Origin of the sequence: Kribbella ginsengisoli, assembly GCF_039537185.1 — a bacterium.
Classification (GTDB): Bacteria; Actinomycetota; Actinomycetes; order Propionibacteriales; family Kribbellaceae; genus Kribbella; species Kribbella koreensis.
In genome coordinates, this window is the sequence record NZ_BAABAA010000013.1 from 290,175 (window position 1) to 308,504 (window position 18,330).

Sequence of the window (18,330 nt, forward strand, 5' to 3'; positions counted from 1 at the left end):
AACCCCACAAACGAACGCTTAGATGAGAACCGCCAATGACCCCGCACAACGGATCCGCCCCAGGAGGCGTTTCACAGGTATGACCTTCGATCTCTGGGTGCGGGACGAGCGCGGGCGGCTGCTCGCCTTCGCCACCGTGCTCTGCGGCGGCCGGCATCTGGCCGAAGACGTCGTCCAGGAGGTGCTGGTCCGCGTACACCGCAAGTGGGAATCGATCAGCGCCCTGGACCACCCGGACAGCTACATCCGCAAGATGGTCGTCAACGAGTTCCTGTCCTGGCGCCGCAAATGGGCCCGGATCGAGCCGAGCGGACTGATCGACGTGGTCGGTTCGGTCCCCGATCCGGCCGGTCTGATCGCCGAGCGGATGGAGCTGCTGACCGAGCTGTGCGCCCTGCCCAAGCGGCAGCGCGCGGTCGTCGTACTGCGTTATCTGGTGGGCCAGAGCGACGCCCAGATCGCCGAAACCCTCGGCTGCACCGAAGGCACCGTGCGCGGCTACTCGTCCCGCGCGCTGGCCACCCTCAAAATCCAGCTCACCGCGGAGGTGGCCGACCATGCGCACTGAAGATTCCCTTCGCGAAGCCCTCGAGTTCTTCGAAGCCCAGGCCGCCCAACTAGAACCAGAACCACCCCGTACGCCGGTACGCCGAGTCCGCCGCGCAGTCGTCCTGGCCGCCGTCGCAGCAACAGCCGCCGCCGCGGTCCTCGTCCCAGCCGCACTCCATCGCGACGCCCCACACCCACCGGTGACGGAGACCCCCAAGCCGCCAGTCACATGGACTCACCAGCAGACGAACGTGGAGCCGGCGAGCGGGATTACCCGGGTCTACTTCGGATCGGATCGGTCGACCTGCTGGGTGTCCGAGCGCCCCGGCAACTACGACCCGGTCGCGATCGGCGCGCTCCGGAAGAAGACCATGATCGACGGCCACCCGGCCGACCTGATCCAGGTCACCACCACCACCGGTTCAGGACAGAAGCCGCACCTCATGATGGTGTTGAGCTATCGACCCGGCAGGTGGACGCGGCTGGATTGTTCGCAGCCTCCCGATGACCTTGACCAGGCCGAACGGCAGATCCTGAGCTTCGCCGACAGCGTCGATACCGGGCCGCAGCAACTCCGGGCGCCGATCGACTTCGTGGAGCTGCCACCCGGTACCCGAGTCCGTTCGATCAGCGCCGGCGTCGGCTACATCCAGCTCGAAATCGCCAGAAATCCGAACGACATGATCACCGCCACGCTCAACTGGCCGCCGCAGGCACGTGTCTTCCCCGGCGACCAGCCGGTCCAGGTCAACGGACGTACCGGCTGGGTACGCGCTAGTGGAGTGTTGCGGATCCCGTTCGGAACCTACGATCTCGAAGTGCACGCCTCGATCCCCAGAGCCGACCAGACCGCCATCGCGCTGGCGATCGCCAAGGAGATCCGCACTGCCGACCCGAATGATCGATCGAGTTGGTTCCCGGCGGAGGTTGGGCTCAGCCCCAGGTGAGGGGGTCGAGTAGGAGGTAGAAGGCGAGGCGCTGGGCGTCGGGCTCAGGCAGGCCGTACGCCGCGAAGAATGCCGAAGCGTCGACCGACCACTCGTCGTGGAGCTGGGCGGGGACCAGGGACAGGTCGGTGTAGCGGTCGGCGACTCCGAGGCGGCCGACGTCGATCACCCCGGTCAGTTCCAGGGTCGAAGGGTCGAAGAGGAAGTTCGGGAGGCAGGCGTCGCCGTGGCAGACGACGAGGTCGCCGGCTGCCTTCGCGGCGATCTCGGGGGCTTCGGCCTGGATGCGGGCCAGCAACTCGGCGGGTGGGACCGCCTGGACGTCCTCCCGTAAGAAGTCCGGGTTCACCGCGCCGCGGCGTACGACGTCCTCCGCCTGCGCGATCACGTCCGGAAGCGGCCGCAGAAATGGACAGGACTCCACCGGCAGCGAGTGCACAGCCCGCAGAGCATCCGCGAAGCCAGCCACCAACTTCTCCGACCACGGCAGTTCAACCGCAGCAACCCCTGGCACAGCCGAGGTCAGCAACGCAGCACCCCGAGAACCGTCAGCACCCCGAGCGCCCCCGGAGCCGTCGGCACCGCCAGCGCCTTCGGACCACTCGATCCAGTCGAGCACTCGAGCGCCAGGCACCGACGTACCGGCGAGCCATTCCACTCGATCTCGCTCGGCGATCAGCTCATCGACCCCGGCAACTCCGCAGCACTTGGCGAAGACGTCGCCTCGGCGGAAGACCTCGGTTGCCGACTCTCCACCAGAGACCGGCTCCCATCCGTCCCCGGGCAACAAGGATGCGAACAGGCTCATCCGGCCATCCTCACACGCGCCGCAACCGGTTTCTGGTACTCCTGAACCCATGAGCTTCGAGCAGCTGTTCGCCGACGTCGCCCGGGTGATCGAGGGCGTCGGGGTGGTGATCATGACCGTCGGTCTGGTCTCCGTCCTGCTGCGCTACGCCTACGCGGCCGCCTCCGACCGCACCCGCACCGGCAGCTACGAACGCCTTCGGGTCAACATCGGCCGGGTGATTCTGCTTGGCCTGGAGATCCTGATCGTCGGCGACATCGTCCGGACGATCATCGTCGAAGCCTCGGTCCAGAGCGTGCTCGTGCTCGGCCTGATCGTGGTGATCCGTACCGTCCTCAGCTTCGCCCTGGAGGTCGAGATCAGCGGCCGCTGGCCCTGGCAACAGACCCCTCACACAACTCCTCCCCAGGCCGTTCAATCACCGGAGACCTTGGAGGAGAAATGAACAACCGGCACGCCATCGTCAGCACCCAGCTCGGCGACCTGACCCTCGTAGCCTCGGACGACGCAGTCACCGGCGTCTACTTCCCGCACCACTGGGTGAAGCCCGAGCGCGCCACCCTCGGCGACGAGGTCGACGCGACGACGGATCCCGTGCTCAACGAAGCAGCAACCCAACTGACCCAGTACCTGGCCGGCGACCGCGACGACTTCGACCTCAAGACAGAGCTCCGGGGCGGCGACGCCTTCCAGCAGAAGGTCTGGGCCCTGCTCGACGACATCCCGCGCGGCACGACCACGACGTACGGCGAACTGGCCGGGCGACTCGGCGACAAACAACTCGCCCAACTCGTCGGCAAGGCCGTCGGCAGCAACCCGCTCTCGATCATCGTCCCGTGCCACCGCGTCGTCGGGAAGGACGGCAAGCTGACCGGGTACGCCGGCGGCCTCAAGCGCAAGCAGTTCCTGCTCGACCTCGAAGAGCCCGCCCTCATCAAGGAGACGAGGCTGTTCTAGGCGGTCGATTCCCGCGGGATCAACTGCCACGGGAAGTCGTACACCTTGCCGTCCGCGCCCTCGCGGTCGGTGAGGCGGGCGACCATTATCCGGCACAGCGCGGCGTTGAACCCGACCGGCCCGACCGTCGACAGCGACGGATCGAGATGCTCGCCCTCCGGCGTGTTCCCGACCCCGATCACGGCCAGGTCCCCCGGTACGTCGATGCGCAACCGGTGCGCCGCCCGGATCGCCGCGATCGCCGCGAAGTCCGTCGTACAGTAGAGCGCCGTCGGCCGGTCGGGCCGGTTCAGCACCGACATCGCCGCCCGATAAGCCCCCTCCGGATGCGGCTCGTACGTCGCCACCAACTCGTCCAGCACCGGTACGCCGGCCGCCGCCATCGTCCGCAGATACGCGTCGTACCGAGGCCACCCGGCCAGCTTCGACGTCAGCGCCCCGATCCGCGTATGGCGCTCCAGCAGGTGCTCGACAGCCAGATGACACCGCGGCTCCGCCCCCGACCGGATGACGTCGAACCCCTGCGGCTCGAGCACCTCGCTGAAGACGACCATCTGCACGCCCTGCGCCGCGAACGCCTCGAGATCGGCCACCAGCGACGGGTCGTCCCGGACGTGATCGATGAAGATGACATCCGGCGTCCGATTCGCCAGTACCGTCCGCCAGTCGCCGTCCGCCACGATCAGCGCGGTCTTCCCGAGCGGCTGCACGGCGGCGCTGACATCCGCCGCCACCGCCTGCGCCCACGGATCGGCCAGCACGCTCAGCGAGAGCAGCACCAGATCCGACTTCCCGGTCCGGATCGCCCGGGCAGCGTCGTTGCGCCGGTACCCGAGCCGCGCGGCCGCCTCGCGCACCCGGTCCGCGGTGTTCTCCGAGATCGTCTGGCTGCGCGGGTGTCCCGAAAGCACGTACGACACCGTGGCGATCGAGACTCCCGCCGCGGCGGCAACGGTGCGCAGCGTCGGTTTGTCGGTCATCCCCGTGGCCATGAGAGCGATTCTCTCAGCCTTTGACCGCTCCGGTGATGACGCCCTTGTTGAAGTGCCGCTGCAGGAACGGGTAGACCATCGCGATCGGCACCAGCGCGACCACGACGACCGCCATCTGCAAGGACTGCGGCTGCGGCAACGGCGTCACCCCGAGCTGGTCGGCCGACAGCGACTTGCCCTGCAGAACGTAGGTCCGCAGGATCACCTGGACCGGCCATTTGGAGGTGTCGTTGATGTAGAGCAGCGCGTTGAAGAAGGCGTTCCAGAAGCCGACCGCGTAGAACAGCCCGACCACCGCGATCACCGCCTTCGACAGCGGCATCACGATCCGGCGCAGGATGGTGAAGTCGCTCGCGCCGTCGATCCGCGCGCTCTCCAGGATCTCGGCCGGCACGTTCATGAAGAACGTCCGCATCACCACGAAGTTGAACGCGCCCAGCGCGCCCGGCAGGATCAGCGACCAGAGGCTGTCGATCAGCCCGAGCTGCTTGACGATCAGGAACATCGGGATGATGCCCGGCGCGAACAGCAGCGTGAACAGCACCAGCAGCAACACCGGGCGGCCGAACAGTACCGGCCGCGACGTCGCGTAGGCGAGCGCGATCGTGGTGAACAGCGCGATCGCCGTACCGATCACCGTGACGAACACGCTGACCCCGATCGCCCGCGCCATCAGCCCGCCACTGAACAACGTGTCGTACGCCTTGAAGGTCGGATGCGACGGCCACAGCACGTAGCCGCCGGCCTCGATGATGTCCTGGTCGCTGGCCAGCGAGGTCGAGATCACCACCATGATCGGCACGATGATCGCGAGCGCGAAGCCGCCGAGCACGACCGCCTTGATGGTCTGGTACGCCGGACTCGGGCGCTCCTTCCAGATCGGCCGTCTCATCCGTCACTCCGCTTCTGGAAGATGCCCGGCTCGCCGAGCCGGTGCGCGATCGTGTTCGCACCCCACAGCAGCAGCGCGCCGATCACGCCCTTGGCCAGTCCGGCCGCCGCCCCGCTACTCCAGTCGCCGCCGACCACGCCGGCATAGTACGTGAAGGTGTCCAGCACTTCGGCAGCGCCCGGCCCGACGGAGTCGCGTTGCAGGATGAACTGCTCGAACCCGACGCTGAGGATGTCGCCGATGCGCAGGATCAGCAGCAGGACGATGACGGTGCGCATCGACGGCAGGGTGATGTGCCAGAGCCGGCGCCAGCGACCGGCTCCGTCCGCTGCGGCAGCCTCGTACAGGGAAACGTCGACCGCTGACAGTGCCGCGAGGAAGATGATCATCGCCCAGCCGGCGTCCTTCCAGATCAGCTGGCCGACGACGAGCAGCGGGAAAGTGTCCGGGTTCGTCATGAACGGGATCGGGTCGAACCCGGCCTGCCGGAGCAGGTTGTTGACGAACCCGGCGCCGCCGAGCGACTGCTGGAAGAGCGTGATGACGAGGACCCAGGACAGGAAGTGCGGGAGGTACGCGATCGTCTGGAACGCGCGCCGGATCCTGTTGCTGACCAGGGAATCCACGATCAGCGCCATCGCCAGCGGGACGGGGAAGAACAGCACCAGCTGTACGGCCGCCAGGATGAGCGTGTTGCGCAGCGCGTCCCAGAAGTCGGGGTTGTCGTACAGGTTGAGGAAGTTCTGGATGCCGTTCCACTCGCTGTGCATGATGCCGAGGTAGGGCTGGAAGTCCTGGAACGCGACCACGTTGCCGAGCACCGGCACGTAGAAGAACACCAGGAGGAACAGCACGCCCGGCACCATCAGCACCAGCATCTGCCAGTCCCGCCTCAGCCGGACCGCGAACGGTAGCTCCGGCTCTTTGCGCCGGAGCTGTCTGGACCGGCTCAAGACTGTGTCACCGGTACGCCGGCGGGCAGCACGGCTTCGAACTCACCACGCATCTTGTCGCCGCCGCCGCTCTTCCAGCGCTTCAGCGCCCCGTCGTACGCGTCCATCTTCTGCCGGCCGGTGACGATGTCGACGATGGTGTCGCGGAACGCCGCCGTCAGCTTGGTGCCGACCTTACTGCTGGTGTCGGAGTAGGTGCCGGCGGTCGGGTTGCGCATCGCGTACTTGAGCAGCTCCTGCTCGGTGCCGTGGATCTTCTTGGTGTCCTCGGGGAACGCCGGGTTGAAGATGACCGACTCCGGCGCGGTCATGATCTGCAGCGCGCTGACCAGGCCGGGGGCCTGCTGGTTGCCCGCCGCGTTGAGGACCGGGTTCTTCTTGGCGTCGAGGGTGTACTGCTGGCCCGCGGTACCGAAGTTCTTCTGCAGGTACTCCTTGGTGCCGAACGGCGCCGAGAGATAGTTGACCAGGGCAAGGAGTTCGCGGATGCGGCCCTCGTCGGCCTTCTTGAACGGGGTGAAGCCGACCGTGCCGTAGCCCATGTCGTAGATCGGCTTGGCCTTGCCGTCATGGCCGAACGGGATCATCGTGTCGACGAACAGCGTCGGGTCGGCCGCGCGGAAGTCGGCGGTCGCGCGCGGGCCGACGACGACCTGGGCGGCGATCTGGCCGTTGACCGTCTTCGGGGTCGCGTCGGCGAGGTTGAGGTCGGGGTAGAAGACCTTGGCTGCCCAGAGCTTCGCGGCGTACTCGACGGCGGCTTTGTAGTTGTCCGTCTCGTAGAGGTGGGTCAGCGAGCGGTCCTGGTTGACCCGCCAGCCGTTCGGGGCGCCGAACCATTCGCCGAACATGTGCAGCATGTTGACGATCGCCGGCTCCAGCGCGTAGTTCGTCCCCTTGGTGAGCTCCTTGCACTTGGCGAAGAACTCGTCGGCCGTCTTGCACTGCAGGCCGCCGACCTTCGCCCAGGTCTTCGGGTTGCCCATCATCACCTGGCCGAACGGGGTGGACGGGATCGGGGCGCCCCAGATCTTGCCGTTCACGACCGCGGTCCGCCAGGAGGCGGGCTTGAGCGCGGCGAGGTTCGGATACTCCAGTACGGCGTCGCCGGCGAGGTACTTCGTGAGGTCCTGGAACTTCGCCTCGAGCATCGGGCCGACGTTGGGGATGCCTTGGTTCGGGGGCAGCCACATGAGGTCGGGCAGGTCGTCGCCGGCCAGCAAGGTGGCGAACTTCTCCGGGTAGCCCGGGTCGGTACCGATGGTCAGCTTGAGGTCGCCGCCGAGCGCCTGGTTGAGGCCCTGCCAGAACGGGTTGCTGCCCATCGGAGGCGGCGGCGTCGCGAACGTCTCGGTCAGCGCCGTCACCGCCGACTTGAGCGGCTTCTGCTGGACGCTGGCGATCGCGTTCTCGGGGAACTGCAGGAACCCCGGCTCAAGCCCCGACTCCGCCCCCGGCAACTCCGGCCGCAGCCCATCGAACGCCTTGTACGTCGGCAGCGTCAGCTCACCGGACGCCTTCGCTCCGCCACCCGTCGACCCACCATCACCACACCCGGCAAGCGTCGGCCCGAGCACCACGACACCGACCGCCGCACTACCCAGCCCGAGAAACCGCCGCCGCCCGAAGTTGCTCTCCATGTCGCCGCCTCACCTCTGCCCGTTTATGATCTGTCTCTGCGCAAACCACTCACTAACGCTCACTTAAACGTTAACCGGGACCGTAAACCCGAGGCGCACCTCGCCGCAACCCCCAACTCACCAACAGCGCCAGTCACCCGCACTTTGTGCTCCGCCTGAGCAGCTCCTCAGCAGGAGAACGCTCGAGCGGAGCACAAAGTGGGCGGTTTTACGGGGTGGCAATCGGACGGCAACGCGGGAGGTGGGTGGGGGCGGGAGAGTGAGGGTATGGAGCAGCTTCGGGCGAAGGTCAGTGCTGGGACTGCGTGTGAAGTTTGTGGGCGGATGCCTCATCCGGCCCGGTTGCGGCTGACCTTGGCCAAGTTGGCGGCGATCTTTCCGCTCGAGTTGGCCCTTCACGCGGTGATCGTGGCGGTTCATCCGCCGTATCTGGTGGCGGTCAGCTTGTTGGCGATCACGACGACCGCGTTGGCTATCTGGGTGATCGAGCCGTCGACCATGCGGTTGTTGCGGACGTGGTTGCATGCGCCTGGGCATCGGGTGCGGAGGCGGACCGAGGCTGGGTTGGAGCAGGCGCCGTCGCTGTGGCGGATCAGGGTGACGGTTGATGATCGGGCTGGGGCGTTGGAGCAGCTGACCTTTGGGCTGGCTGAGTTGGGGGCCAACATTCTTGGGCTGCACGTTCACCCGGTGCTGGACGGCGTACGGGATGAGTTGGTGGTGTCCACACCCGATGGGGTCGGGCCGGATGAGCTGCTGGAGATCGTCCGGGCGGCGGGTGGGCGCGAGGTGCATGTGTGGCCGACGACGACGCTCGCGCTGGTCGACGGGCAGACGACGGCGTTGAGTTTGTCGGCGCAGGTTGTGGCGGATCCGGCTGAGCTGCCGCACGCGGTCGCCGAGCTGCTCGGCGCACAGCTGGTCACCGACCCGAAGGCATTCCAGGGCAAACCGCTGCCGGCCGACGGCACGATCCTCAAGATCCCGTCGCCCTGGAGCGGCCTGTACGTGTTCACCCGCCCGGGTGAGCCGTTCACCCCAGCGGAGTCCGCCCGGGCGCATCGGCTTGCTGAGGTTGCCGAGACGGCCAGGACGCTCAGTCGCGGTTGGTGACCTCGAAGGCGACCACCGCGGCGGCGACGGCGACGTTCAGGGACTCGACGCCGGCATGCAGGGGGATCTGGAGGTCCTCGTCGGTGGTGACCGTGATGCCGTTGGTTTCGCCGCCCAGGACGAAGACGGCTCGGTCAGCCAGCTCTGCCTTGAAGAGCGACTGCTTCGAGCGGGCCGACAGGCCGTAGATCCGGTAGCCGGCCTCAACAAGCAGGTTGACGGCGGCCTTGGCGGTGGCGACGTTGACGATCGGCGCCTGGAAGGCGATCCCGGCCGAGGCTTTGATGACGAGCGGCCCGACATGCGGCGTACCAGCCCGCGGCAGAATCACGCCATCGAACCCCGCGCCGGTCGCAGTCCGCAGGATCATCCCGACATTGCCAGGGTTGGTGACCCCGTCCAGCAAGAACACCTTCGTCGGCCGCTTGCCCCGAGCGCGCACGAAGTCGGCCAGCGGCGTCATCCGGGGCGCGTCGACATCCGCCACCACGCCCTGATCGTGCTTGCCGTTCCCCGCCAGCCACTTCACCCGGGACGCGGTCGCCCGCTCCACCGGCGTACCGGTCCGGGACGCGGCGCGCAGGATCTCGTCCAGCGATCCGCCACCGGCGTTGTCCGCGACCACCACCTTCGCCACCGACAACGCGGGATCGTTCAGCGCCTCGAGCACCGGCTTACGCCCGAAGATGGTGATCCACTTGTCCCGGGGAGAGAGCTTCTCCCGCGCCTCCTGATCCACCGTTGTACCGTACCGCCGCCTCACTACCCGTGCGGCGGCCGGTCGCCGCGGAGCAGCGCCAGGCCGGTCACGCTGACGATCAGGAACCAGCCGCCGACCACCCAGGTGAGCCCGGTCAGCCAGGCTGGGATGTCCTCGCCACCACCGGCGATGAAGCCCAGCAGCACGATCGAGGTCAGTAGGCCGAGCGCGGGTCCGGCATCTCGCCGCGCTCGGCTGAACCCGTACGCCGCCAGGCTCAGGCCGGTCAGCACGACGCCGACCCCGATGTAGAAGATCGTCGCGTACCCGTTCGGATCGCAGACCCCCGCACCGCAGTACGCCGCTCCCGAACGGTCAGCGACGATCGGCATCAGCACGGAGAACACCGCGACCACCACCGAGCTGATCCAGCTCAACCGCCAGACGAAGGTCCGCATGGCCGTCAGCCGAGGACCGGGCGCATGAAGCTGCGGTCGTACCGGATCACGCAGCCGGTCTCGTCGCGGAACTTGTCGGCCGCGATGAAGTCCGGATGGACGCCGAACAGGGTCCGGTACTGCTCGTAGGCGGCCAGGCTCGGAAAGCTGAACAACGCCATCGCCTTGTCACTCGCCCCCTCCGACGGCAGGAAGTACCCGTGATGCGTGCCGCCGTGCTCGTTCACCAGCGCGATCCATCGCCGGCCGAACTCCTCGAACGCCTCGAGCTTGGCCGGGTCGACGACATACTCCACGACACAGGTGATCATGGTGAGAAGCCTGCCACGGGTGGGGTCAGGCGTGTTTTGGCGCGCGCCAGATCAGCGTGTTGCGCAGGTCGGTGGACGGGCGTTCGACGCTGTTGTTGTGCTTCGGCCGGTCGGACCGGCCCCACGCGTCGTCACCGAGCCACGGCGGTACGCCGAACGGCAGATCGCGCGCCGGGATGCTCGCGTAGTCGGTCTCCAGGAACTTCGGCCCGTAGTTCGGTACGCCGGGATCGCCGTCCGGGTCAGGCGTGACGATCCCACGCAACTCGGTGACGGCCGCCCGCCAGCTGTCCAGCAGCACCTTCGGGCTCCGGCTGGACGGATGCGGCACCTCGAACACCGGCACGTCGGGCCTGTTCTCCCACAGCCGCACCGCCGTCTTCGCCTGTACTCCGAACGCCACGATCGCCTGGAGCTTCGGCCCGGTGATCAGCTCGAGCAGCTTGTTGCGCCACTGCAACTGATCGGGCTCGGACAGCAACGGGATCGCGTCCTGCGCATGCGACGGCAGCAGCGCGAACGCATACGCGTTGACGAGCGTGTAGCTCGACGTCAGCCCGACCTTGCTCAGGAAGCCCTGCACCCGCTGGCCCGCGTCGCCGACCAGCGTGCGACCCGCGATCCGCTCGGTCGGCCCGGGATCGGACGCAATACCGAGCAGCCGCCCCGTACGATTCAGCCGGCCGCGATAGAAAACCGGCCCCCAGTCGTACCAGAACAACTTCCGGTACTCCGCGTAGCTCGGTAACTGCGCGAAATGCCGGGCCACCGCCATCGGCGGACCACCATCGAATTCGACCATCATCGCCACCCCCATGGACGCCCAATAGCCTACGCTCATGAAGAGCATCTGAACGGGTGCGGACCGGGGGAGGTCGAGCCGATGTTTGTCCTCAAAGGCAAGGTCGCGACATTGCGGCCGGATGGTGCAGTGTTCAACCGTGGCGCTGTGTATGTCGGCGACGACGGACTGATTGCGGCGGTGACGCCTGGGGACGCGATTCCGGCGGGGTTCGAGAATGCGCCGCGGATTACGTCGGGCGGGGTGATCTATCCCGGGCTGATCGATCTCCACAATCACCTGATGTACAACAGCCTGCCGCTGTGGACCGAGCCGAAGCGCAAAATCCCGTGGACCTCGCACAACCAGTGGGGCGGCGCGGCGTCGTACAGCGGGACCATCAGCCAGCCGGCGCGGTTGCTCGGGGCGGCGGCCGGCCGGGCGCTTCTCCGGTACGCCGAAACGCGGGCGATCGTCGGTGGTACGACGTCCATCCAGGGCAACCCGCGGGGCGCCGTACCGCCGGACAACGACCTGATCCGCAACATCGACTCCGAGAAGCTCGGGACGCACGAGGACTTCATCCGGGTCAGCACACTCGTTGCCGACAGCCCCGAAGCACTCGAGTCCTATGTGGCGGCGGTCAAACTCGGCCGTGGCTTCATCGCGCATACTGCCGAGGGGACGGACCCCAAGCTCCGCAAGGAATTCCAGCTGCTCGACCAGGTCGGCGTCGTCAAACCGCAATTGGTCGCGATCCACGGCGCCGCGCTGACAGCCGACGATCTCGCGCAACTCCACGCCGGCAACTCAAGCCTGGTCTGGTCCCCGTTCTCCAACTACTGGCTGTACGGCGCAACCGCCGACGTCAAAACCGCCAAAGCCAAGGGTGTACGTCTTTGCCTAGGCTCCGACTGGGGCCCGTCCGGCACTCGCAACATCCTCTGGGAACTCAAAGTCGCCGACCTCTGGAACAAATCCCAGCCCACCCCCGTCTTCACCGACGAGGACCTGGTCCGCCTGGCGACCTCGAATCCCGGTGAAGCCCTCTCCGGCATCTGGCCGCACCCCCTGGGCCGCCTCGAGAAAGGCGCGCTGGCCGACCTGATCGTCACCACCCCCGGCACCGACGTCTACCGCAACCTGATCAACGCCACCGAAGCCAACCTCCGCCTGGTAGTAGTCGGCGGCCGCCCCCGCTACGGCGTACGCCCGCTGATGTCGGCCCTCACTTCTACTGCAACTCCTATAACCGTCGGCCGGCTAGCCCGCGCGATCGACTACGGCGACCAAGCAATAACTTGGAAGGGTGTCCTGGCCGACCTCGAGAAGGTCCGTAAGAACCCTGCTGTCGCAGCCCAACGCGCAGCCGACGCCTTCCACGCCCTAGCCACCGCAGGCATCTTCACCGCAGGCGAAACTGGGGCGTACACCCCAGGCGCGGGAGCGGGCGCGCTGGCAGGCGGCGTTGATGCGTTCGGGGTGGATGCATTTGGGGGCGTGGGTGGTGCTGGTGGTGCATTCGTGTTGTTGCCGGACATGCCGGCGCCTGAGCTTGACGTGGCGGACCGCATGCGGCGCGGCCCCGCCGCCGAGGCGCCGCAGGCGGTCGTCGTACCGCCGCCGGAGCCGTTGACCACCGGCCCCAGCTGGTTCGACGCCGTCGACGCCAACCCGTTCCACGGAGGCCTGCTGTCAGGCCTCCGCGACTACGCCTGAAAGCCGCCCCTCAGCGAACGGGCTTGGTCGCCTTGCCGTCCAGCCACAAGGTGTTCGACTCATCGCGGTGCACCCCGGTCGAGCCGACGTGTTTGTCGCCGATCGTCGCGCCGTTCTTGATCACGTACACCAGCGCCATCGCATGCCCCCGCCCCAACCCGTACTCCTCCTTCAACCAGTCACAAACTTCCCCCGCCTTGGTCGACGGCCCCTCGAACCCCCGCCCCCGAGCCAACTCCACCAACTCCCGCGGCGTCAGCCCGGTCTTCTCCTCGATCTTGTCCAAGTACGCCTGAAACGACATCCCATTCACCTCTCACCAGGGCAACCCCACCGGCCACCACACCCCAGCGTCGAACTACCTCCCCACAAATCGACACCGCTCCACAAACATTTCGCAGTGGAGGAAGGTCAGCTCCTGCGAGCCAACCGGATCACCTGGCTTGCGTAGTCGCCGGTGAGGGTGAGCAGTAGCCCGTGCGACATCAGCGCCGCGCCCGACAGTTCGACGCCGCCGTCGACCCGGTAGACGGCGTCAGACTCCAGACCGCGCAGCGACAACGGTCGCGGGAGGCTGTCGAACTGTTGGGCCTCTTGGTAGGCCAGTACGACGGCCTCACCGCGATCCGCCGACACGTACTGCACAGCTGACAACGAACGACCCGGCACCCCCAACCGGTACTGCGTCCCATGCTGTACCAGCGGCCGGATGGCCTTGTACTGCGCGACAAGCTCCCGCGCCAGCGTCAACTCATCCGAACTCCAGGCAGCCAGGTCGCCGCCGATCCCCAGCACGCCGGCCATCGCCACATGGAAGCGATACTCCAGCGGCACCGAAATGCGCTTGTTGATGAAGGACGGCTGATCCGTCACCCAGCAAGCCATCGTCCGCGCCGGATACACCTGGCTGAACCCGTGCTGAATAGACCGCCGGTCCAAAGCATCCGTGTTGTCCGACACCCAGAACTGATCCGACCGCGCCATCATCCCGAAGTCGACCCGCCCACCCCCACCCGAGCAAGCCTCGAAAGCGACCTCCGGATGCTTCTCCCGCAACACATCGAGAATCGCATAAACAGCGGTCACATGATCGAACCAAAGCCGCCCCACCGACTCGGGCGACGACGGCCAGCCGGCATCGGCGAACGGCCGGTTCATATCCCACTTCACGAACTGCAGATCATGCGCCGACAGCAACGAATCCAGCTCCTGCAGCACCCATTGCGCCACCTCCGGCCGCGCCAGGTTCAGCACCAACTGATTCCGCATCAACGCCGGCTCTCGCCCGTCGAACCGATACACCCACTCGGGATGCGCCCGATAAAGCTCCGAGTCCGGATTCACCATCTCCGGCTCCACCCACAACCCGAACCCCATCCCCAGCTCGTGCACCTCAGCGATCAACGGCTCCAAACCCCGAGGAAACCGCTCCCGCGAAACCCACCAATCCCCCAGCCCAGCCGCATCCGAGGACCGCCCCCCGAACCATCCGTCATCCAGCACGAACAACTCGCACCCCAGCGAGGCCGCCTGCCGAGCCAACCGAAGCTGCCCAGCCTCCTCCACCGCAAACCCGGTCGCTTCCCAAGAGTTGAACAACACCGGCCGATCCTCACCAGCCCGCGGCAACACCTGCCCCAACGCATACGCATGCCACATCCGGCTCACCCCGCCAAAGCCGGCCAAGCTGAACAACCCCGAACTAACCGGCGTCTCCAGTACCTCCCCCGCCGCCAACCGCCGCGGCCCAAACCCCTCATGCCCCCACCCGAACAAGACCTGCGCCGGCTCATCCAACTCACGCTGCGCCAGCAACCGCCAAGACCCACTCCAATGCAGCGCGGCGCTGTAAACCCCACCAAAGTCCTCAGTCGCCGACCCGTCATCAACAGCGAACCAAGGATTCGCGTGATGCGAAGTAGTCCCCCGCCGGCTCTCCAGCACGAACCGCCCATCGGCCAACTCGACCCGCCGGAGCAGGGTCTCCGCAGCCCACCGCCCGGTCAAATGCGAGAGCCGATGCCGCTCCCATTCCGGCATCACCCAAGCCGCCGAGTCGAACCGATGGACGTCCACCACCCCGGGCCCGTTGCGCAACGAGGCCCACCGATCAATCACGTCCGTGTCCTCATACACCCGGTAGTGCAAGCTCACTCTCACCTCGTACCGCCGTACGTCGAACAACAACTCCAGGTGGTGCTCGTCATGCACCACATGCCCCGCCAACCTCCACTCCGTACTCCGGACAGCCCCCGCAAACTCCAACGACAAGGCAGCCCGCCCGAACTGCAGCCGCCCCTCCAGCGGGTACTCCTCATGCCCGTTGGCCGCCGACCGAAAGCTCGGCCACTCACCGGCCAGCCGCGATGCCATCCCGCGAGCCAGCACGTCGACATCAGCCGACGAGATCCGAGGACCCCAATAGCAGTGCAGCGGAATGTCGTCGGCCCCGCAGTACGCCGCGTACGTAGTACCCGGCGTCTGCAGCACCAGCACCCCGTCGGTGAAGCTGACGCTCACTTGACCGCCCCCGCCGTGAGCCCTGCGACGAACTGCTTCTGCAGCGCCACGAAGAACAGCAGCACCGGCAACGAGGCCAGGAACGAGAACGCGTAGAGCGTGCCGAAGTTCGTCGAGTACTCCCCGACGGACCGGTAGACGCCGACTGTCACGGTGGTACCTGCTTCCGGGCCGAGGATGATCAGTGGACTGAGGAAGTCGTTCCAGACCCAGACGCCGAGGAAGATCAACACGCTGGCCGCGGCCGGCCGCAGCGTCGGGAAGACGACCTGCCAGAACAGCCGGAACCGGCTCGCGCCATCGATGCTCGCCGCCTCCTCCATCTCCACCGGTACGGTCCGGATGAAGCCGGCGAAGACGAACACGCCGAACGGCAGGTAGTACCCGACGTTGCTGCACACCACGCCCGCGACCGAATTCATCAGCCCGGCAAAACCGAGCACCTGCGTGATCGGCTGCAGGATCACGGCCGGCGGAATCATCAACCCTGACAGCAACATCAGCATCGCCGGCTTCGTCCACCGCGCCTTCGACCGGACGAGATAGTGCGCCAGCATCGCCGAGAGCAGCGTCAGCAACAGCACCGAGAACACGGTGATCTGGATGCTGTTGAGCAGCGCAGACCAGTACAGCCCGTCCTCACGCCCGAGTACCGCGCCCAGGTTCGCGCCCGTCGGCGGCAAGGGCAGGCCGAGCGGCGACGACTGGATCTCGCCGGCGGGCTTGAGCATCCCGGTGATGAGCCGGTAGACCGGGAAGAAGAACACGGCGGCCAGGACGATCGCGCCGACTGGCCGCAACACCTCGAGGCGATCCCTCACAGCTGCACCTCACGACGCTGCAGCAACCGCAGCACGATCCCGCTCAGCAGCACGATGATCGCCAGCATCACCGTCGCCTCGGCCGCGGCGAACCCGATCCGGTCGCCGCGGACGCCCTTCTCGATCACGTCGAAGGCGATCGACGCCGTCGTGTTGCGACCCGGGCCGCCGTTGGTCAGTACCAGGATGTGCTCGTAGACCTTGAAGCCGCTGATCAGCAGCATCACCGTGTTGATCGTCACCGCCGGCGCGATCATCGGCCACGTCACCGACCGGAACCGCCGCCACCAGCCGGCGCCGTCCACGGTCGCTGCTTCGTACAACTCCTTCGGTACTGCGTTCAGCCCGGCTAGGTAGACGACCACACAGAAGCCGAGCAACTGCCAGCACAGGATCCCGCCGATCGAGAACAGCGCCATCCCCGGATCCGCCAGCCACGGCCGGAGCAGGTTCTGCCACATGACGCTGACCACGATGCCGCTGAGGATGACCGGGGTGAAGAACACCGAGCGCAGCAGCCGGTAGAGCAGCGTGTCGCGGTTGAGCAGCAGCGCGAGCGCCAGACCGAGTACGTTCGGCACGATCACGACGATCGCGGTGACGACGAAGGTGTTCTTCAGCACCAGCCAGAACTGGTCGTCCTGCGCCAGCCGGTGGAACTGGTCGAGCCCGACGAAGTGAGTCGCCGGAGCGAACCGGTTCCGGTCGGTGAAGCCGAGGACGACGGTCCAGACGATCGGTACCAGCACCAGGCCGGCGTACAGGAGCAGCCCGGGCAGGGCGAAGCCGGAGAACTCGCGAGCACGCCGCAGCATGGTCAGCCTCTCACTTGAGTGCGGCGTATTCCTTGTCGAGCTTGGTGATCACCGTGTGGGCGTCCGACTTCCCGGTCAGCAGCTCGACGGCGAGTTGCTGGACCGGCACGGTCAGATCGGCCGGCAGCCCGTTGTCGCCCTGCTCGATCGAGAGCGCCGGAGTGACCGTCTGGTCCTTGACCGCCTGGTTGTAGATCGCCAGCGTCTGCTGGAACAGCGGTCCCATGTCGGCCGGCGGCTGGTACCCGGCGACCGTGTTGAAGGTGCCGTCGGCCTTGGTGAAGGCGTCCGACGTCTCCTTGTCCTTGGTCCACTCGAGCGCGAACTTCTTCGCCAGCTCGACGTTGTCCGCCTTCGCGCTGACACTCAGCCCGCCACCGGTCAGCGTCGGCACCACCGCCTTGCCGTCGTCGGACGGCCACGCGAACACCCCGACGGCGAACTTCGGCTTGTCGTTGTCGGCCGACGTCGCGAACCACGACCCCATCGGGTACATCGCCGCCGACCCGGCCCGGAAGGCCTTCTCGTGATCGGCGTACGACCGGCTGGTGCCCTTCGGATCCAGGTAGCCGAGCTCGGCCAGCTGCGCGACCTTGCCGGTCGCCTTCACGAACAGCGGATCGTCGAACGTCTTCGACCCGTCGGTGATCTCCTTCGAGAACCCCGGATCGCTCAGGTAGACATCGGTACCGACCGTACCGACCCAGGTGTACATGCTGGCGAAGGTGTCCTGCCCGCCACCGCCGACGGCGATCGGGGTGATACCGGCCGCCTTCAGCTTGGCGCAGGCCGTGAGGAGTTCGGTCCACGTCTTCGGCGGTGCGGTGATACCGGCCTTCGTGAAGTCGGCCTTGTTGTAGTAGAGCAGCGACTGCGGCTGCGCGTTCGTCGGCAGCTGGTAGACCTTGCCCTTGATCGCTCCCGACTCGGGGCTGGCGAAGTCCTTCAGCTCATCCTTGCTGAAGTCCGCCAGCTGGCCGCCCTCGGCGAAGCCCTGCGGGTTGACCGCGAGCATGATGTCCGGCAGCTGGCCCGAGCTGGCGAGCTGTTTGGCGTACGTCGTCCGGTCGATGTTCGGCGTGACGAGCTTCTTGATCTTGACGCCCGGGACCTTCTGGGAGACCCGGGCGATCGCGGAGTCCCACAGCGCGGCCGGCAGGTTCGGCGTCTCGAAGGTGAGCATGGTCAGCTCGACGTCGCCGCCCGCCGCGCTCTCCTTCGCCTTGCCGCCACTCGTACAACCGGCGAGCGCTACTGTCAGAAGGGTCGCCACGGCGACCGCCTTGTTCCACCGTGCTGCCATGAGCGGACCTCCGGGCCAGCAGATACAATAAGCAAGTCAGTTAGCAATATC

Annotated in this window: 20 protein-coding genes; 6 read left to right on the forward strand and 14 right to left on the reverse strand. The window is 66.9% G+C overall.

What is annotated here, in order from left to right; translation table 11 throughout:
- The first annotated feature begins 79 nt into the window (after positions 1–79).
- Positions 80–568, forward strand: a complete 489-nt coding sequence (locus ABD768_RS34550) for a SigE family RNA polymerase sigma factor (RefSeq protein WP_343969371.1) — start codon at positions 80–82, stop codon at positions 566–568.
- Complete coding sequence (locus tag ABD768_RS34555; RefSeq protein ID WP_344847830.1) at positions 558–1,496, forward strand: hypothetical protein; 939 nt, start codon at positions 558–560, stop codon at positions 1,494–1,496. The genes ABD768_RS34550 and ABD768_RS34555 overlap by 11 nt, the downstream gene beginning before the upstream one ends.
- Here ABD768_RS34555 and ABD768_RS34560 read toward each other — a convergent pair.
- Positions 1,483–2,304, reverse strand: coding sequence for a phosphotransferase (locus ABD768_RS34560; RefSeq protein ID WP_344847832.1), 822 nt, complete (start codon positions 2,302–2,304; stop codon positions 1,483–1,485). The two genes, ABD768_RS34555 and ABD768_RS34560, sit on opposite strands and share 14 nt — an antisense overlap.
- Before the next feature lie 49 nt (positions 2,305–2,353).
- On the opposite strand from ABD768_RS34560, the gene ABD768_RS34565 reads away from it, so the two are divergent.
- Together ABD768_RS34565 and ABD768_RS34570 are read left to right on the forward strand one after the other, a co-directional pair.
- Positions 2,354–2,749 carry a DUF1622 domain-containing protein gene (locus tag ABD768_RS34565; protein ID WP_343969380.1) on the forward strand — a complete coding sequence of 132 codons (396 nt, stop codon included), beginning with the start codon at positions 2,354–2,356 and terminating at the stop codon, positions 2,747–2,749.
- Complete coding sequence (locus ABD768_RS34570; protein WP_344847836.1) at positions 2,746–3,261, forward strand: methylated-DNA--[protein]-cysteine S-methyltransferase; 516 nt, start codon at positions 2,746–2,748, stop codon at positions 3,259–3,261. Before ABD768_RS34565 ends, ABD768_RS34570 begins: the two co-directional genes overlap by 4 nt.
- Here the strand turns inward: ABD768_RS34570 and ABD768_RS34575 are convergent.
- From ABD768_RS34575 to ABD768_RS34590, 4 genes are read right to left on the reverse strand one after another with little or no spacing between them, the layout of a single operon-like run.
- Positions 3,258–4,253, reverse strand: coding sequence for a LacI family DNA-binding transcriptional regulator (locus ABD768_RS34575; RefSeq protein ID WP_343969386.1), 996 nt, complete (start codon positions 4,251–4,253; stop codon positions 3,258–3,260). The two genes, ABD768_RS34570 and ABD768_RS34575, sit on opposite strands and share 4 nt — an antisense overlap.
- Before the next feature lie 13 nt (positions 4,254–4,266).
- A complete protein-coding gene (locus ABD768_RS34580; protein ID WP_343969389.1) occupies positions 4,267–5,145 on the reverse strand; it encodes a carbohydrate ABC transporter permease in 879 nt (292 codons plus the stop codon).
- Complete coding sequence (locus ABD768_RS34585) at positions 5,142–6,098, reverse strand: ABC transporter permease (RefSeq protein WP_343969392.1); 957 nt, start codon at positions 6,096–6,098, stop codon at positions 5,142–5,144. The genes ABD768_RS34580 and ABD768_RS34585 overlap by 4 nt, the downstream gene beginning before the upstream one ends.
- On the reverse strand, positions 6,095–7,738 hold the full coding sequence (locus ABD768_RS34590) for a type 2 periplasmic-binding domain-containing protein (protein ID WP_344847840.1): 1,644 nt from the start codon (positions 7,736–7,738) through the stop codon (positions 6,095–6,097). Before ABD768_RS34590 ends, ABD768_RS34585 begins: the two co-directional genes overlap by 4 nt.
- A 267-nt stretch (positions 7,739–8,005) precedes the next feature.
- Between ABD768_RS34590 and ABD768_RS34595 the strand changes: the two genes are divergently transcribed.
- Positions 8,006–8,851, forward strand: a complete 846-nt coding sequence (locus tag ABD768_RS34595; protein WP_344847842.1) for an ACT domain-containing protein — start codon at positions 8,006–8,008, stop codon at positions 8,849–8,851.
- Here ABD768_RS34595 and ABD768_RS34600 read toward each other — a convergent pair.
- From ABD768_RS34600 to ABD768_RS34615, 4 genes are read right to left on the reverse strand one after another with little or no spacing between them, the layout of a single operon-like run.
- A complete protein-coding gene (locus tag ABD768_RS34600; protein WP_344847844.1) occupies positions 8,835–9,590 on the reverse strand; it encodes a TrmH family RNA methyltransferase in 756 nt (251 codons plus the stop codon). The genes ABD768_RS34595 and ABD768_RS34600 overlap by 17 nt on opposite strands.
- Positions 9,591–9,613: 23 nt before the next feature.
- The gene (locus ABD768_RS34605; RefSeq protein ID WP_343969404.1) at positions 9,614–10,009 is read right to left on the reverse strand and encodes a hypothetical protein; all 396 of its coding nucleotides are present in this window, start codon (positions 10,007–10,009) and stop codon (positions 9,614–9,616) included.
- A gap of 5 nt (positions 10,010–10,014) precedes the next feature.
- A complete protein-coding gene (locus ABD768_RS34610; protein ID WP_344847847.1) occupies positions 10,015–10,320 on the reverse strand; it encodes an NIPSNAP family protein in 306 nt (101 codons plus the stop codon).
- Positions 10,321–10,345: 25 nt separating this feature from the next.
- The gene (locus ABD768_RS34615; RefSeq protein WP_344847849.1) at positions 10,346–11,161 is read right to left on the reverse strand and encodes a uracil-DNA glycosylase family protein; all 816 of its coding nucleotides are present in this window, start codon (positions 11,159–11,161) and stop codon (positions 10,346–10,348) included.
- 42 nt (positions 11,162–11,203) lie between these two features.
- Here ABD768_RS34615 and ABD768_RS34620 point away from each other — a divergent pair, with 42 nt between their 5' ends.
- The gene (locus ABD768_RS34620) at positions 11,204–12,820 is read left to right on the forward strand and encodes an amidohydrolase family protein (RefSeq protein WP_344847851.1); all 1,617 of its coding nucleotides are present in this window, start codon (positions 11,204–11,206) and stop codon (positions 12,818–12,820) included.
- A gap of 10 nt (positions 12,821–12,830) precedes the next feature.
- Here the strand turns inward: ABD768_RS34620 and ABD768_RS34625 are convergent, their stop codons facing one another.
- The 5 genes from ABD768_RS34625 to ABD768_RS34645 form a co-directional block, all read right to left on the reverse strand.
- On the reverse strand, positions 12,831–13,124 hold the full coding sequence (locus tag ABD768_RS34625; RefSeq protein WP_344847853.1) for a DUF4287 domain-containing protein: 294 nt from the start codon (positions 13,122–13,124) through the stop codon (positions 12,831–12,833).
- A 107-nt stretch (positions 13,125–13,231) separates the two neighbouring features.
- Positions 13,232–15,340 carry an alpha-galactosidase gene (locus ABD768_RS34630; protein ID WP_344847855.1) on the reverse strand — a complete coding sequence of 703 codons (2,109 nt, stop codon included), beginning with the start codon at positions 15,338–15,340 and terminating at the stop codon, positions 13,232–13,234.
- Positions 15,337–16,161: a carbohydrate ABC transporter permease gene (locus ABD768_RS34635; protein WP_343969419.1), complete on the reverse strand. Its 825-nt coding sequence runs from the start codon at positions 16,159–16,161 to the stop codon at positions 15,337–15,339. The genes ABD768_RS34630 and ABD768_RS34635 overlap by 4 nt, the downstream gene beginning before the upstream one ends.
- A complete protein-coding gene (locus ABD768_RS34640; RefSeq protein ID WP_343969421.1) occupies positions 16,158–16,976 on the reverse strand; it encodes a carbohydrate ABC transporter permease in 819 nt (272 codons plus the stop codon). Before ABD768_RS34640 ends, ABD768_RS34635 begins: the two co-directional genes overlap by 4 nt.
- A 10-nt stretch (positions 16,977–16,986) precedes the next feature.
- On the reverse strand, positions 16,987–18,279 hold the full coding sequence (locus tag ABD768_RS34645) for an ABC transporter substrate-binding protein (RefSeq protein WP_344847857.1): 1,293 nt from the start codon (positions 18,277–18,279) through the stop codon (positions 16,987–16,989).
- Between the last annotated feature and the right edge of the window lie 51 nt (positions 18,280–18,330).